The 15,135-nt window shown below is 41.3% G+C and carries 14 protein-coding genes; 3 read left to right on the top strand and 11 right to left on the bottom strand.

Features of this window, described 5'->3' with window-relative positions; translation table 11 throughout:
- Nucleotides 1-193: 193 nt before the first annotated feature.
- From BLT18_RS00265 to BLT18_RS00245, 5 genes are all read right to left on the bottom strand, one after another.
- On the bottom strand, nucleotides 194-469 hold the full coding sequence (locus tag BLT18_RS00265) for a UPF0223 family protein (protein WP_091270178.1): 276 nt from the start codon (nucleotides 467-469) through the stop codon (nucleotides 194-196).
- A 12-nt stretch (nucleotides 470-481) separates the two neighbouring features.
- Entirely contained in the window at nucleotides 482-1,438 is a 957-nt protein-coding gene (locus BLT18_RS00260) for an NAD(P)H-dependent flavin oxidoreductase (RefSeq protein ID WP_091270177.1), read from the bottom strand.
- 433 nt (nucleotides 1,439-1,871) lie between these two features.
- Complete coding sequence (locus BLT18_RS00255; protein ID WP_091270176.1) at nucleotides 1,872-1,991, bottom strand: GapA-binding peptide SR1P; 120 nt, start codon at nucleotides 1,989-1,991, stop codon at nucleotides 1,872-1,874.
- A 485-nt stretch (nucleotides 1,992-2,476) separates the two neighbouring features.
- Nucleotides 2,477-2,905 carry a hypothetical protein gene (locus BLT18_RS00250; protein WP_091270175.1) on the bottom strand — a complete coding sequence of 143 codons (429 nt, stop codon included), beginning with the start codon at nucleotides 2,903-2,905 and terminating at the stop codon, nucleotides 2,477-2,479.
- An 18-nt stretch (nucleotides 2,906-2,923) separates the two neighbouring features.
- Nucleotides 2,924-3,772, bottom strand: coding sequence for a polysaccharide deacetylase family protein (locus tag BLT18_RS00245; protein ID WP_091270174.1), 849 nt, complete (start codon nucleotides 3,770-3,772; stop codon nucleotides 2,924-2,926).
- A 369-nt stretch (nucleotides 3,773-4,141) separates the two neighbouring features.
- Here BLT18_RS00245 and BLT18_RS00240 point away from each other — a divergent pair, with 369 nt between their 5' ends.
- Nucleotides 4,142-5,749 (top strand): glycine betaine uptake BCCT transporter, encoded by a 1,608-nt coding sequence (locus tag BLT18_RS00240; protein ID WP_091270173.1) that lies wholly within the window; start codon nucleotides 4,142-4,144, stop codon nucleotides 5,747-5,749.
- Nucleotides 5,750-6,689: 940 nt separating this feature from the next.
- Here the strand turns inward: BLT18_RS00240 and lpdA are convergent.
- The 5 genes from lpdA to BLT18_RS00215 all read right to left on the bottom strand — a co-directional run bounded on the left by lpdA (nucleotide 6,690) and on the right by BLT18_RS00215 (nucleotide 12,792).
- Nucleotides 6,690-8,105, bottom strand: coding sequence for a dihydrolipoyl dehydrogenase (gene lpdA / locus BLT18_RS00235; protein ID WP_091270172.1), 1,416 nt, complete (start codon nucleotides 8,103-8,105; stop codon nucleotides 6,690-6,692).
- 3 nt (nucleotides 8,106-8,108) lie between these two features.
- A complete protein-coding gene (locus BLT18_RS00230; RefSeq protein ID WP_091270171.1) occupies nucleotides 8,109-9,413 on the bottom strand; it encodes a dihydrolipoamide acetyltransferase family protein in 1,305 nt (434 codons plus the stop codon).
- Between the two features lie 85 nt (nucleotides 9,414-9,498).
- On the bottom strand, nucleotides 9,499-10,476 hold the full coding sequence (locus tag BLT18_RS00225; protein WP_091270170.1) for an alpha-ketoacid dehydrogenase subunit beta: 978 nt from the start codon (nucleotides 10,474-10,476) through the stop codon (nucleotides 9,499-9,501).
- A gap of 3 nt (nucleotides 10,477-10,479) precedes the next feature.
- On the bottom strand, nucleotides 10,480-11,523 hold the full coding sequence (pdhA, locus tag BLT18_RS00220; protein WP_091271096.1) for a pyruvate dehydrogenase (acetyl-transferring) E1 component subunit alpha: 1,044 nt from the start codon (nucleotides 11,521-11,523) through the stop codon (nucleotides 10,480-10,482).
- Between the two features lie 594 nt (nucleotides 11,524-12,117).
- Nucleotides 12,118-12,792: a YkyA family protein gene (locus BLT18_RS00215; RefSeq protein WP_091270169.1), complete on the bottom strand. Its 675-nt coding sequence runs from the start codon at nucleotides 12,790-12,792 to the stop codon at nucleotides 12,118-12,120.
- A 355-nt stretch (nucleotides 12,793-13,147) separates the two neighbouring features.
- On the opposite strand from BLT18_RS00215, the gene BLT18_RS00210 reads away from it, so the two are divergent.
- On the top strand, nucleotides 13,148-13,315 hold the full coding sequence (locus tag BLT18_RS00210; RefSeq protein ID WP_139184698.1) for a YjcZ family sporulation protein: 168 nt from the start codon (nucleotides 13,148-13,150) through the stop codon (nucleotides 13,313-13,315).
- Nucleotides 13,316-13,459: 144 nt separating this feature from the next.
- Complete coding sequence (def, locus tag BLT18_RS00205; protein WP_091270168.1) at nucleotides 13,460-14,005, top strand: peptide deformylase; 546 nt, start codon at nucleotides 13,460-13,462, stop codon at nucleotides 14,003-14,005.
- A 42-nt stretch (nucleotides 14,006-14,047) separates the two neighbouring features.
- Here the strand turns inward: def and BLT18_RS00200 are convergent, their stop codons facing one another.
- A complete protein-coding gene (locus BLT18_RS00200; RefSeq protein WP_091270167.1) occupies nucleotides 14,048-14,824 on the bottom strand; it encodes a Cof-type HAD-IIB family hydrolase in 777 nt (258 codons plus the stop codon).
- Nucleotides 14,825-15,135 lie beyond the last annotated feature (311 nt).

The raw sequence follows: 15,135 nt of genomic DNA, 5'->3' as shown, positions 1-15,135 counted from the left end.
AAAGATACCCGACATTGGGTATCCTCATTTGGTGCCCCCTCTATTTTTAATGTCCCGCTGTTAAAAATAGAGGGTTTTTGATATATTCTCTTTCGCAAGACCACTCGAGAGATATGCTTCCCACGTTAAAAATGCAATGATTTAGACTTTACGTTGCGATGTAAGAAACTTTTATCTGTGATCATTTTACTTTTTACATTTTTATTTTTTCACCAGATTCTGCCGCTTTTGCTTTTTGAATCGTCTTCCAGCAAGAAACGCCAGCTCTTTCATCAAATTGGCGAAACAACTGCTTTTCTTCACTTTTCGATGGAGCAATTTCTTTAAAACGATTGTACAATGCCAAGATATCTTCTCTAGCTACTGACTTATGATGAGCACGTTCTATCGTTTGGAAAAAATTCACTGCATCAATCACTTCATCTTTGCTCCAATCCGTAGAAATAGGCATATGCAATTGTTCTTCCATTCCTTATTCCTCCTAAGACCATTGGCTGCGTATTTCTTCTGCTTCTGTTATCATACGGCCAAAAAGTTCTTTTACGGTCGGGCAGTCACGCATCCTTCCAATCACTTGGCCTGCCCATGCGAATCCATCTTGTTCTTTGCCGTCATAAATATAAGCACGGTTCGCTTTACCGCTGATGTATTCTTGAAGATGTTCATAATCAGGGTTTTGTTGTTCTATATCTAATATTTTATCCGTCCAGTCATTTTTTAACACCCTCCCCGGCTGACCGATGGAGCGTTTGATGACTACCGTATCATTTTCTGTACTGCGGAGCAATGCTTGCTTGTAGTTCGCATGTGCATGCACACATTCTTTTGTTGCAATAAAACGTGTGCCCATTTCAATTCCATCTGCTCCAAGTGCCATAGCAGCCATCATAGACCGTCCATCACCAATACCGCCAGATGCCACAACGGGAATGGAGACGCTGTCAACGACTTGTGGCACTAACACCATAGTGCTGGTATCATCCTTTCCGATATGTCCGCCCCCTTCTTGACCAACTACCATGACTGCATCTGCACCAAGTTCCTCTGCTTTGATCGCTTGTCGTCTGGCTGCAACCAGTACTAACTTTTTCACATCCGTCCCTTTTAATAACTCAAATACAGGCGTCGGATTGCCGCCTGTCATCGACACAATCTTCACCCCTTCTTCCACGGCTGCTTCCACCATATGTTCAAACTTTCTGTCGTGCTGTCCAATCGCAAAATTTACCGCAAATGGCTTGTCTGTTTTTGCTTTCACTTTTTTTATTTCTTCTTTTAATGCATCTTCTCCAGGCAGTGACATAGCTGTCAGCTGGCCAAGACCGCCTGCATTTGAAACAGCAGCGGCCAAATCCGAATACGCTAAATAAGCAAGTCCTCCTTGAATAATAGGATATTGAATATGTAACGCTTCGGTTAGTCTTGTTTTCCATTTCATTATCGTTTCCCTCCCTTTACGTGTAATTCTGTATGATATTTCCGTTTCCTTCCAAGAAATGCTTTTTACACTAGAAAAATTTAACTTGTTTCCATGCTCTCAGGAAGCTGCTGAAAAAGTACAGCGAATACTGATTTTTAATTAGAAATTAATATGGTCCTTGTTTTCTAGTCTTTTTTCATTTGTGGTGCACCAAGTAACGATCCAATAAAAAAGATCCTATACATTTTGTTGACGTTCATTATGTCCTAACTTCTGGTTGACAGGTCCTGCGGCTCACTTACTGCTGGCAGCGCTTCACCTTAGCCGAACTTCCCTTTTTCCGGACTTCTGTGTTTCCCTATCCTTTCACAAAGGTAAGCTTTCCTAAAATATAAAAAGAGCATTGCTGCTTTGCAAAGCGGCAATGCCCGATTATATCATTATTTTCTATTTATTTTTCAGCATGAGAACGGTCGCACTTTTTGCAAGCGGTTGAATAAAGAGTGGTTACCTTCTCTCCGTCGAAGTGATCAATTGTGCGATTGCATGTTTGGCATACGATAATCCCCACCGGAATCCTCTCCTTTGAAAGCGTTTTATCGTTTTATTGTAATTATATAATATGATGTCATAATTAAAAAGTCAACCCTAAATTGTATAACACATTTTAATTATTAAAAGTATTAATATGCTAATAAGCTATGATTTGGAATGAAACAACCCTATTACATTTGCCGCCATTTTATAAGGAAAACCTATACTCACGGAACGTTTGACAACATGAACAGCAAAACCCCTGAAAATGAAAAAGCCTGGCTTGTCTTTGTGTCCCTATGGGAAATGCCGCTGTTTTCTCACCCTTTCACAAAGGTAAGTGTTTTGAAAATATAAAAAAAACTTGGCTGCTGCCAAGCCTTCAGATGCAAGCGGCTGTTTTGGCCGCACGTATACAAATGTCTTCCATCTCGAATACTCCATTGATGATTAATTCATCCTAAAATGTTGTACTGTCCTATTCATGTAAAAAAGCCGACTTTTTCGATCAGCTGGTGCTGCCTAGACAAAATCAAGCGTGGCTGTACCTAAAAAACGGCTAACTTCTTCCAAAAACACAACATCTTCTTTTTGAAAAACATACGATTCCGTATTCACTTTCAACACGAGAATTCCTTTTAGCAATGCGTTGTGATAAAAAGGTGTGCATAAAAAGTTACTGTGGATTGTTGAGTATGACGCTGTCTTGCCATGTATGGCGCAATACATAGCTTGTGTATCCTTTACATCATAGCGTATTTTTGGTTCTTGCAGTCCAATGACGTTAAAATACTCCCACTGATAATCCAAAATAAACGTTCTGTCACAAAAGCTCCATGTGTGCTCAAACGTTTGCAGGACGTTTTGATAGAATTCATCTAATGTCATTGCTTGATCTTGAGCACGCCCCACTTCTAACCGCATTTCATCGAGCAGCTCCGATTTGTTCATTCTATCTCCCCTATGTTGTTAGTTGATATCTATCTGATCGGGGTGAATAAATCCGTACCCTTTTTCTTTAAATCCATCAATGATATGAGGTAAAGCTTCTTTTGTCCATTCCCTGTCGTGCATTAGCAAGTTTGCTCCATGCACTAATAAATCTGTATTTACCATAATATTTGTTAAAGCATCAGCTTCCATATATTCTTCTTCCCAATCATATCCGTACGTCCAGTTCATCCAAATCATTTCATTTTCTTCTAATACCGCTTTGGATTCATCCGTATTTATACCAAACGGTGCTCGGAAGAACACAGGCTTTTCTCCCGTAATGTTTTCAACCAAATCATTTAATTGTTCAATTTCCTGTCTCGTTTCTTCGGCTGACACGTTATTTAACGACACATGATTCATCGTATGATTGCCAATTGCAAACCCCATATCGTAAATTTCTTTTAGATGGTTTTTCCCTTCTTCATCTTGCAAAAAATGACCGTTCACAAAAAAGATTGCTGGAACACCTTTTTCCTTTAACGTATGCGCCATTTGCAAACTATACGTATCAGGAGCGTCATCAATAGTAATGAGTACATTCTGATTTTCTTTGCCTTCTTCGACAGGCTGGACGGTCCAGTCACTTTCACGAACGGTGTAACGCAGTTCTTCATCTGTGATGGCTTCCTCTTTTTCAGGACGTCCTGGTTCTTCTTCGTTTTCTTTCTCTTTATCTGTCTCCGTTGTTTTTGAACCCGCCTGCTCATCAGATACATTCGCCGATTCATTAGAATCATTTGGTTCAACACCGGTATTATCTGCTGTACAAGCGGCCGCGAACATCATCATGACAGTCACAGTAAAAACTAAAAAAAATTTCATAATTCCTCCTCCGTTTCCTGTCCCTGTGAAATAATGTCTTTATAAAGGAAAAGGGAACCAACTATATAATTATAGGTATCGTATCATCTTCCTGCTTTCGTTTGATATTCTTAGACAAAATTAGGACATTTCTATTACTTTTTTGATTAGAATGAACCGGATCTGGGTATATACCCTTGTTGATAGATTTCTATTGATTCCCATTATCTTCATGTTATAATGTCCTTTGTGGTTTTTTTCGTATCATTCTGCGTCCTTTCACAAATAATAGGGTATATGACTTTCAGCAAAGAGAAATGCAGAAAAATGTATAGGACATAACTGGTCAAAAAGAATGTTAATTTTACACGAAAGGTGGTATTACCTGAGATGAGAAAGTTAACACCGGTTTTTTACATCTCTTTTGTTATTGCACTGCTCTTTATCATCTGGGGTATTGCTGCGCCAAGTCACGTTGAAACGGTTTTAGGAAACATACAAGGTTATATATCGGAAAAACTTGGCTGGTTTTACCTTCTCTCTGCAACAGCATTTGTTATTTTTGCCATATACTTGATTTTCAGCCCTTATGGACGAATTAAATTGGGGAAGCCGGATGAAAAACCGGAGTACAATTATTTTACATGGTTTGCATTTCTCTTTACTGCTGGTATGGGAATCGGTCTTGTGTTTTGGGGGGTGGCCGAGCCGCTTTATCACTACTATGGCCCGCCAGCTGGAGAGCCTGAAAGTGATGCAGCCGCTGCAGCAGCTCTTCGTTACTCCTTTTTCCACTGGGGGATTCACCCTTGGGCTATTTATTCCATCGTTGCCCTGGCACTTGCGTATTTCAAATTCCGCCATGATGCGCCTGGCGTTGTAAGTGCAGCTCTTCGCCCTGTTTTGGGTGATAAAGTGGATGGACCACTCGGCACATTGGTTAACGTACTAGTTGTATTTGCAACAATTTTTGGTGTGGCAACATCTCTTGGCCTTGGTGCTGCACAGGTTTCAGGCGGTCTTAGTTATTTATTCGATTTCATCACTAACAATCTTGGTACACAACTTGTTGTCATTGCTATTATTACGGTTCTGTACTTAATTTCTGCTGGTACTGGCATTAACCGTGGTATTCGAATTCTCAGTATGACCAATATTATACTTGCCATCGGCTTAATGCTCTTTGTTCTAGCAGTGGGCCCAACTGTTTATATTTTAGATGTATTTACAACCACACTTGGAAGCTACATTCAAAACCTGCCCAGCATGAGTTTTAGTACCGCCACTTTCATTGGAGATCGAGGCTGGCTCGAAAGCTGGACAATCTTCTATTGGGCATGGTGGATTGCCTGGTCGCCATTTGTCGGTACATTTATTGCCCGTGTTTCTCGCGGACGCACGATTCGTGAGTTTGTTCTTGGTGTATTAGCTGTGCCAACACTGTTTGGCGGGCTTTGGTTCTCTGTTTTTGGAGCAACGGGAATGTCTACCGACAACGCACTTGGCGGTGCTCTTTACAATATTATGGGTGAACAAGGCGAAGAAATTGCGCTCTTTTCCTTGTTGGATCAATTCCCACTATCAGGTATTATCATTGCACTAGCAATTTTGCTTATTATTTCGTTTTTCATTACTTCCGCGGACTCTGCTACATTTGTCCTCGGGATGCAAACGACAAATGGCAGCTTGAACCCCCCTACTTCTGTAAAAATGGTTTGGGGGGCAATCCAGTCATCTGCAGCTGCTGTTCTCTTGTATTTCGGCGGACTAGCAGGGCTTGAGATGGCAATGATTATTGCTGCTCTGCCGTTTACATTTGTCATGCTGTTTATGGTCGTTTCTATTTTTAAAGCATTAAAAAGCGAACGGCAGGTACTGCAAACAGATAAATCAACTATTCAAGCAGAGCGTAATCGCCTGCGTGAAGAAAAAGAACGTTTAAAGCAGGAAAAAGCGGAACTAAAAAAGCAAGTCAAAGCCTCAAAGAACAAACAATAGTGCATCGTTTATTAACAAAGTCTAGCTGTGGACGACAGCTAGGCTTTTTTACCTTTCATGAAAAAAGGACAAGGTAAACAGCCTGTCCATACCACCTAGGAATATGTCCGTTCCAGGAAGCTTTATTCCCCACGTTAACTCTAGCGTTATTTGGAGAAAAAATGCTGCGTAAAAGCCATTAACTACATTATAGCGAATGAGGCGATTTTTTTGTGTGTTTGGCATGAAAAAGAATGTTGGAGTACTTTTTATTCCCATCGTTGAAAGACGATCAGGTGAGACGCCTGCGGGGCGTCGGCTAAGACCAGCCACATCGTGTGGCTAACGCCGGCACCAGCACGGTCCTGTGCTTCGAAGCAAGAGCTGAAGATCCATCGACGGTGATTTTCCGTTGGTTAGCTGAAGCCTTGCCCGCGGCAAACGAACCGGAAGAGCCATTCATACGAGAGGGTCTACGTTCATCCAAGCAACAAACCTTATAGAACCGAAAAAAGGCTCTACAATATTTGTTGGGGGTTTAGAAACATTGGGAATAAAAAAACACGCAAGCTCCGATATCCTTTACACTTAAATGGTCCAGAAACAAGAAAAGGACAAGAGCTGCGTGTATGTGCATTTTATCATGAATGTCCCTGGCTTCAGATAATCGTGAAGAACAACGGTAAATCTAGATTTGTGTCATTGTCTAGCTGCTTGCTTTTAGAGGTAGACTATATATTTTTTAGGAGTTGTGGGTTACTGTAGATAGTTGTACTGTTCTGGTTCGTTCAATGAAGAAAGAGAACCTGCGAGCGTGATGCTTTCTATTTGGAACTCTGTTGGAAAAGCATAGACACAGGCATGATTCATCCCAGCAAACATTATAAAAAGATGAAAAAAGGGCTGCCCAAAAGGTTATCATCTACTACCTTCTGGGACAGCCCCATATATACATACATAATTATTTTGCAATATGAACAGGTGTACCAAGCGCAACTTCTGCTGTTTCCATTGTAATTTCCCCTAATGTAGGGTGTGCATGGATAGTCATCGCTAAATCTTCTGCGGTCATACCTGCTTCGATCGCAAGTCCAGCTTCTGCAATCATGTCTGATGCATTTGGCCCCGCAATTTGTGCACCAATTACTAAGCCGTCTTCTTTTCTTGTTACCAGCTTCATGAAACCTTCGGAATCGTTAAGAGACAGCGCTCTGCCATTTGCTTGGAATGGGAATTTCGCGCCAACAACATCATATCCTGCTTCTTTTGCTTCACTTTCTGTATAACCGACGCTTGCAAGCTCTGGCTCTGCAAAGACAACCATTGGAATGCCAAGGTAGTCAATTTCAGATGATTCGCCAGAAATTGCTTCTGCAGCAATTTTCCCTTCGTAGGAAGCTTTATGAGCAAGCTGAGGACCTTCAATAATATCGCCGATAGCATAAATACTTTTGTTGCCAGTACGGCACTGCTTGTCTGTCTTAATAAGACCGTTGTCGCCAATTTCTACACCAATTTGCTCTAGGCCGAGCTCATCCGTGTTTGGCTTGCGCCCAACGGAAACGAGCACATAGTCTGCATCAAAGGATTTCTCTTTTCCTTTCACTTCTGCTTTAATGTTCACGCCATTATCGGATTCTTCCACAGATTGAGCAAATGCTTGTGTTTCAAATTTCACGCCTTTTTTCTTGAGGCGGCGTTGTACAAGTTGTGCCATTTGCTTTTCAAATCCGCCTAAAATGCGCTTTTCCCCTTCAAGAACTGTTACTTCAGCGCCTAGATTAGCATAAGCACCAGCAAGTTCTACACCAATATATCCTCCGCCGATAACAACGAGCTTCTCAGGAATGTCATCCAGTTGAAGCGCACCTGTGGAATTAATAACACGGCTGCTGTATTTAAAGTTAGGCAGCTCCACTGGACGAGAACCAGTAGCAACAATACAATTTTTAAATTTATATGTTTGTGAATTGTATTCATCTGTAGAAACCTTCACGGAGTTTTCATCAGAAAAGTAAGCTTCCCCTTGTACAATATTAACATTGTTTGCTTTCAGAAGACCTTGTACACCGCCAGTCAACTTGTTTACAATGCCTGCTTTCCACTCTTGTACTTTGGAAAAGTCTACATTTACCTTTTCAGCCGTAATTCCCATGTCATCTCCGCCGGATTTTGCTTCATGGAATTTGTGACCTGCTTGAATGAGAGCTTTGGAAGGTATACAGCCGACATTCAAACAAACACCGCCAATGTCGCCTTTTTCAACAATGGTCACTTTTTGGCCGAGTTGTGCTGCGCGAATCGCTGCTACGTAACCCCCTGGACCAGACCCTATTATCAGCGTATCTACTTCTTCTGCAAAATCTCCTACAACCATTTCTTACCCCTCCATAATTAGTAATTCTGGATCGTTTAACAAGCGTTTCACGTGGTTTAACGCATTTTGTGCTGTCACACCATCAATCAGGCGATGGTCATAACTTAAGGATAAAGCAAGCATCGGTGCAATGACAACTTCTCCATTTCGAACAACTGCTTTTTCTTCAATCCGGCCAATACCTAAGATTGCTACTTCCGGATGATTAATAACCGGTGTAAACCATTGTCCTTGCGCAGAACCGACGTTTGAGATTGTGCATGTTCCACCTTTCATTTCTTCAGAAGACAGCTTGCCATCTCGTGCTTTACCAGCAAGTTCATTGATTTCATCTGCAAGCATAAAGATAGACTTACGATCCGCTTCTTTTACTACTGGCACTACTAGTCCTTGCTCTGTATCAGCAGCAATACCTACATTATAATACTTTTTGTATACAATTTCTTCTTTTTCATCATCAATCGATGCATTTAATGCAGGGAATTCACGCAACGCTGACGTCAAGGATTTTACAACATACGGCAAGTATGTGAGTTTAATGTCTTTTTCTGCTGCCACTGGTTTGAACTTCTTACGATTTGCTACAAGGTTTGTTACGTCCACTTCATCCATGTGTGTAACATGTGGAGCAGTATGCTTGGAGTTAACCATGGATTTTGCAATAACTTTGCGTATTCCTTTCATTGGAACGCGCTCTTCAAGAGCTGCTGTATCTTGTGCCGGCGCTTTTGTATCAGTACCAGCTTCTTCTGTTTGCTCTGCCTCCTCTGGTGCGGCATCTTGACCTCCATCAAGATAAGCATCAATGTCTTCTTTTAAAATGCGTCCATTTTTGCCGCTTCCCTGGACAGCTTGAATCTTAACACCTTTGTCACGTGCATATTTACGTACAGAAGGCATGGCAATCACACGTTTATCGTCTTCTGCTTGATCGTCTGTTTTTGCTTGATCTTCTGCTGCTGGTGCTTCTTTTTTGTTATCTTCGGATGGCTGTTCAGGTGTCTCTTCTGCTGCTTCTTTTTTGTCATCCGCTTCACTGCTGGACTGATCTTCTTCTGGAGTGTCTTCACTGCCATCATCGATTGTTAAGATAACATCACCTACAACCGCAGTTGTTCCTTCGTCGACTTTTACTTCTTTTACGGTCCCTTCAACAGGAGAAGGAATTTCTACCACTGCTTTGTCGTTTTGTACTTCACAAAGTGTGTCGTCTTCTTTAATCGTGTCACCAGCTTTAACAAACCATTTTACAATTTCACCTTCATGAATGCCTTCACCTATATCTGGGAGTTTAAATTCGAAAGCCACTTATTTTGCCTCCTTTATTATGTCTATCCGTAGAAGAGACTGAAAAAGAAACATTGCATTTGTTTCTTTTTCAGCCTAATTATCATTAAAAGTTGAGAACTGTTTTAGCACGTTCAACTACATCTTTTTCATTAGGGAGCCATACATCTTCAGCAGCAGCGAACGGATATACCGTATCTGGAGCTGTAACACGAAGAACCGGTGCTTCTAAGTGTAAAATGGCGTAATCATTAATTTCAGCTACAACATTTGCTCCGATACCTGCTTGTTTTTGCGCTTCTTGAACGACAAGTGCGCGGTTTGTTTTCTTCACAGATTCAATAACAGTATCCATATCAAGTGGGCTTACTGTACGAAGGTCAATAACTTCTGCTTCAACACCTTCTTCTGCAAGCTCATCAGCTGCTCTTAAAGATGTGTGAACCATCGCACCATATGTCACAATGGTCAAATCGTTCCCTTCACGCTTTACATCAGCTTTACCGATCTCAATGGTATACTCTTCTTCAGGAACTTCTTCTCTAAACGAACGATATAACTTCATGTGTTCTAAGAAAATAACAGGGTCGTTATCGCGGATAGCTGATAACAGCAGCCCTTTTGCATCATACGGTGTAGAAGGGATAACCACTTTCAGCCCTGGAGCCTGTGCCATCAGGCCTTCTAAATTGTCCGCATGCAGCTCTGGTGTTTTTACGCCGCCGCCAAAAGGAGAGCGAACAGTAATAGGTGAATGATAGTGGCCGCCGGAACGATAACGCATACGCGCCATTTGGCCAGCAATGCCATCCATTGTTTCAAACACAAAACCAAAGAATTGAATTTCCATGACAGGGCGAAACCCTGTTAACCCAAGCCCAATTGCTAAACCGCTGATACCAGATTCAGCAAGTGGTGTGTCAAATACTCTTTCTTCCCCAAATTCTTTTTGTAAACCGTCTGTCGCACGGAAAACCCCGCCATTTTGACCTACGTCTTCACCGAAAACAAGAACATTCTCGTCGTTTTTCAGCTCCGTACGCATTGCATCGGTTATTGCTTGAATCATTGTCATTTGCGCCATAGCTTACTTCGACTCCTTCTCTCTATATTCTTCTAATTGCTGCTGTAAGTTTACAGGCAGCTTTTCATGCATAATTTCAATCAAATCAGATACTTTTTGTTTCGGTGTATCATCCGCTTGTTTGATTGCCGCTTTCACGTCTTCTTTAGCCTGCTCCACTACTTCATTTTCTTGCTCTTCTGACCATAAGTCCTTGCTTTCCAAGTACTTGCGGAAACGTACGAGCGGATCTTTTTTCTCCCATTCATCGTCAAGGTCCGATGTGCGGTAGCGGGTTGGATCATCCCCTGCCATCGTATGCGGACCATAACGGTAGCACATTGTTTCAATTAACGTTGGTCCGTTTCCATCAAGCGCATTGTCTCGCGCTTCTTGTGTGGCAGCGTACACAGCTAATACGTCCATTCCATCAACTTGTACACCTTGAATACCAGCTGCTACTGCTTTTTGCGCAATTGTCTTCGCAGCTGACTGTTCTTCTACCGGAACAGAAATCGCAAATTGGTTGTTTTGAACAACGAAGATAGCAGGCGCATTATAAGCACCAGCAAAGTTCATTCCTTCATAAAAGTCACCTTGTGATGCACCGCCATCCCCAGTATAAGTAATTGCTACATTGTCTTTTCCTTTACGTTTTAATCCCAGCGCCACTCCTGCTGTCTGTACAATTTGCGCTCCAATAATGATTTGCGGCATTAAAGCATGGACATCTTCTGGGAATTGTCCGCCATGGAAATGGCCGCGTGAATAAAGAAATGCCTGATAAAGCGGAAGACCATGCCATACAATTTGCGGAACGTCACGGTATCCGGGCAAAATAAAGTCTTCTTTTTCTAACGCAAACTGTGAGCCTAGCATTGATGCTTCTTGGCCGGCCACAGGAGCATAGAAACCTAAACGTCCTTGACGGTTTAGAGAAATCGCACGCTGGTCCCAAATCCGGGTATATACCATACGTTTCATTAGTTCTTGCAGCTTTTCATCTGATAAATCAGGCAGGGCATCTTGATTAACAATTTCCCCTTCTTCGTTTAAAATCTGAAACATTTCAAAGTGACCTTCTACTTGCTCCAATGTTTTTGTAGCCACAAATGTTCACCTCTTCCTTTCTTTCCGTGGTTAAAAAATTTTGGCTTGTATAAAGAAAGCATTGCTTATTGTGTAGAGAACCAGTATGTAAACATATTACCCGGCTCTTGTTGTCCAGCAAAAGTTTGTGTTGATTTACCTATACAAACCTTAAGGTAACCAAAACATTGAAAATCATCACGTTATGATGATGTCCAATCTTTTGTTGTCCTATTACTTTTCCCACGTATCTATCATTCATAAACAATATTGATAGTACCTGTTTCACTTTTTTATTATAAAAAACTGTAACAACCTTTGTCTATTGATAAGAATATACCACATGGCAAAGATTCGTCAATCCTTTTTGTTTATAAGCTTCTTCCGTACTTTTCAAATAAAATACCGTTCACATTTATACACATCTGTTATATATCATTTTACATTTTGATATAAACAGCTTTCACGAATGCAAACGGATTCACCGTGTTTTTATTCTTATAACACAAATTAAAACAGAAAAAACTGCCAAGAACGAATTGATCGCTGCCTGACAGTTCCTTTTATATAAAACTATTCTGTTTCTTCGGTCATTTCACCGGATTCAATATCTAATCCAGCGGCTTTGTACAGACTTTCCTTTGCTTCATTGTAGTTATCTGTGTATTCATTAAAGGTATTTCTTTTTTCTATGACATCTTGATATGCTTGGTTCACCTCATCGATATGCGTTTGCAGTTCTTCCATTTCTAATTCATCATCTGTAAAAGCTTCATACAGCTCAATATCTTTCATTATAGCGTCTTGATAGCTTTCGTATAGTTCTTGATATGCTTCATACCGATTGTTCATTGCATTTTGGACGGCTTCTTTTTCCGTGTCTGCTCCTTCAATGTTTTCCAGTAATTCTTCCCCTTGCTTATACTCTTCAAATGCTTTTTCAATACTCTCTTTTTCCTTTTCTAACAACTCTTTTCGTTCGTTTGCATAACCAATGGCTTCATCGGCCAGCTCTTCAATTTGGTCCATTTCCTCCGTCGTCAAAGAGAGCATTTCTTCATATAATTGATGTTCTTTTTCTTCTAATTCCATTAAAGGTTCTTGTTGTTTCTCAAACGTTTCTTCTAGTGCAGCCGCTTCTTCTAAATGTGTGTACACTTGCTCTTCTGGACTTTGTCCACAAGCCCCCAACATCAGTAACACGGAAAAAACGATAAATGTTACTGTCTTTTTTCTATGTAACACCATAAAATTCCCCCTCCCCTTTCAATCAACAAACGTCTTTCATTCCCACGACTGTCCCCATAATCATATCGGAAGCGTCCCTTGAAATCAATAATCAACATAAAATGAAACAGTATTATCATATGCGGATTTGTTTTTTTCATAACATCTCATTTACTAGGTAATGGCCCAGCCATTTTTATGATTTTGACATAATGTAGTAGGGAAATGCCCCATCAAGGCATTCGTTTAAAGGAGGGTAAAAGCTATGTGGGGAAATCATTATTGCAATTACGGTCCAGGCATGGTCGGTGGTGCACAAACGAACGCAGGACCTGGAATGGTCGGCGGAGCCCATACAAATCAAGGGCCAGGCAGCATGGTCGGCGGCTACAACGGCTATAATGGGTATGGATATGGATACGGACGCGGCAAAGGGTTCGCGTTAATCGTTGTATTGTTTATCCTTCTCATCATTGTCGGAGCATCAAAGTTAACTCACGGTGGTCATCACGGGGGTCACGGCAGACACGACTGTAAAGACTAATCAATACGAGTTGTTGAAAGGTCCTTTTTAGACGGGCCTTTCTTTTTCTTTTGCATGCACCTTATTTTTGATATACTTATTTCACGAAAATGAAATCATTTCACTTTCTATTATCGTTGCAACATGCCGGAGGGATACAAACACATGATTACGATGAAGGATATAGTCCGTGAGGGGCATCCCGCACTGCGACAAACCGCTGAAGAAGTCCAAATGCCCCCAAGTCAGGAAGATAAGGAAACATTAGAAAAAATGCTGGAGTTTCTGCAAAACAGCCAAGATCCAGAGCTGGCCGAAAAATATAAGCTGCGCTCCGGGGTTGGTCTAGCAGCTCCACAACTTGGCATTACAAAACGTATGTTTGCTATGCATCTTACAGATGAAAAAGACGACTTATACAGTTACGGTTTTTTCAACCCGAAAATTGTCAGGCATTCTGTAGAAACCACCCATTTAGAAGGCGGGGAAGGCTGTTTGTCTGTTGATCGGGAAGTACCGGGGATTGTCCCGCGGTATAAGCGAATTACTATTGAAGCAGAGACGTTAGAAAACGAAAGCGTACGCCTTCGGCTGCGCGGCCTCCCAGCGATTGTTTTTCAGCATGAGCTAGACCATTTAAATGGTATTATGTTTTATGACCGAATTGAAGGATACGAAGATCCTTATAAAAAAGAACTCCCTACATTGTAAAACAAGCGAGTCGTTGGTGCGGCTCGCTTGTTATCGTTTCATTTACAGTAAACCAATCCGCTCTAATCCCTTTTCGATACCGTCTTCATTTACCGGTGCGGTGACGATATCAGCCGTTTCTTTCACTTCATCAAGCGCATTGCCCATTGCAATACCAATTCCTGCTTCTGCTAACATTTCCCGGTCGTTTAATGCATCGCCAAAAGCAGCAGCATCTTCCATCGTATATCCTAAGTGATGGGTAACTGCACGCAGACCTTCCGCTTTGGATCCTCCTTTAGGAAGAACATCTAATGCTCGTCTGTGCCATCTCACATAATCAAAAACATAATGTGTACGTTTGTACTCATCCTCTTCTTCTTGTCCACAGAATAACAAAGCTTGATATATATCTTTTTGCTTATAGAAGCTGCCATTCACAGGTGGGTACGGCATTTTTAAATCGCCAAGGCTTTCAGCAACGTGCGCATGATTTGCTGTATTTGCTACAGCCTGTTCATGGTCTAAAAAAACCATTGGATGGTTATTTACCCCGGCAGCCAACTGAAGTGTTTCTATTTTTTCTGTTTCAAGTGGATGCTTTTCAATGACTTCTCCGTCAGCCACGACATATGAACCGTTAAAGCTTACAAACGTAGTGATGTTTAATTCGCGGCGCAGCGGCTCAAACATAAAGGGAGCACGACCAGTTGCAATGGCAACATATGTGCCATTGTCTTGCAGCATTTGAATCGCTGCTTTTGTTGAAGCAGGCAGTGTCATATCCCGTGTGTACAATGTACCGTCAATATCAAAAAATACAATTGATGGCTTTTTCATTCTCTCCTCACCCTATCCATTATTTCTATCTAGCTGACAAACCGCCTCCATTTTAACACACATGCATCAGAGGTTTCGCTTCATTTTTTTCCAAATATTTCAGTGATGAGAATGAGCAGCAATTAGGCAAAATAAGAAAAAACGATCGGAAAGGAGTTATACAATGTGGAAGAGGTGGCGAAAGAAATTGTTAAAGCGATGTCGGGAGCTTTTGCCTAGACACCGGCATTTACCGGCTTAAACAAATGATGCTATTGAAAAAACAGGGCAAATCCATTACAATTTGTTAACTGAGTCTTATCGGGTTAGCA

This window comes from Alteribacillus persepolensis (genome assembly GCF_900099605.1).
Lineage (GTDB): Bacteria > Bacillota > Bacilli > Bacillales > Marinococcaceae > Alteribacillus > Alteribacillus persepolensis.
Note: the sequence above shows the minus strand (reverse complement) of the source record. Positions and strands in the feature narration are given on the sequence as shown.

Bases quoted from the DNA above. Each gene is read 5' to 3' on its own strand.
- BLT18_RS00265 (WP_091270178.1), bottom strand. From the start codon at position 469: ATGGAAGAACAATTGCATATGCCTATTTCTACGGATTGGAGCAAAGAT.
- BLT18_RS00260 (WP_091270177.1), bottom strand. From the start codon at position 1,438: ATGAAATGGAAAACAAGACTAACCGAAGCGTTACATATTCAATATCCT.
- BLT18_RS00250 (WP_091270175.1), bottom strand. From the start codon at position 2,905: ATGAACAAATCGGAGCTGCTCGATGAAATGCGGTTAGAAGTGGGGCGT.
- BLT18_RS00245 (WP_091270174.1), bottom strand. From the start codon at position 3,772: ATGAAATTTTTTTTAGTTTTTACTGTGACTGTCATGATGATGTTCGCG.
- BLT18_RS00240 (WP_091270173.1), top strand. From the start codon at position 4,142: ATGAGAAAGTTAACACCGGTTTTTTACATCTCTTTTGTTATTGCACTG.
- lpdA (WP_091270172.1), bottom strand. From the start codon at position 8,105: ATGGTTGTAGGAGATTTTGCAGAAGAAGTAGATACGCTGATAATAGGG.
- BLT18_RS00225 (WP_091270170.1), bottom strand. From the start codon at position 10,476: ATGGCGCAAATGACAATGATTCAAGCAATAACCGATGCAATGCGTACG.
- pdhA (WP_091271096.1), bottom strand. From the start codon at position 11,523: ATGTTTCAGATTTTAAACGAAGAAGGGGAAATTGTTAATCAAGATGCC.
- BLT18_RS00215 (WP_091270169.1), bottom strand. From the start codon at position 12,792: ATGGTGTTACATAGAAAAAAGACAGTAACATTTATCGTTTTTTCCGTG.
- BLT18_RS00210 (WP_139184698.1), top strand. From the start codon at position 13,148: ATGGTCGGCGGCTACAACGGCTATAATGGGTATGGATATGGATACGGA.
- def (WP_091270168.1), top strand. From the start codon at position 13,460: ATGATTACGATGAAGGATATAGTCCGTGAGGGGCATCCCGCACTGCGA.
- BLT18_RS00200 (WP_091270167.1), bottom strand. From the start codon at position 14,824: ATGAAAAAGCCATCAATTGTATTTTTTGATATTGACGGTACATTGTAC.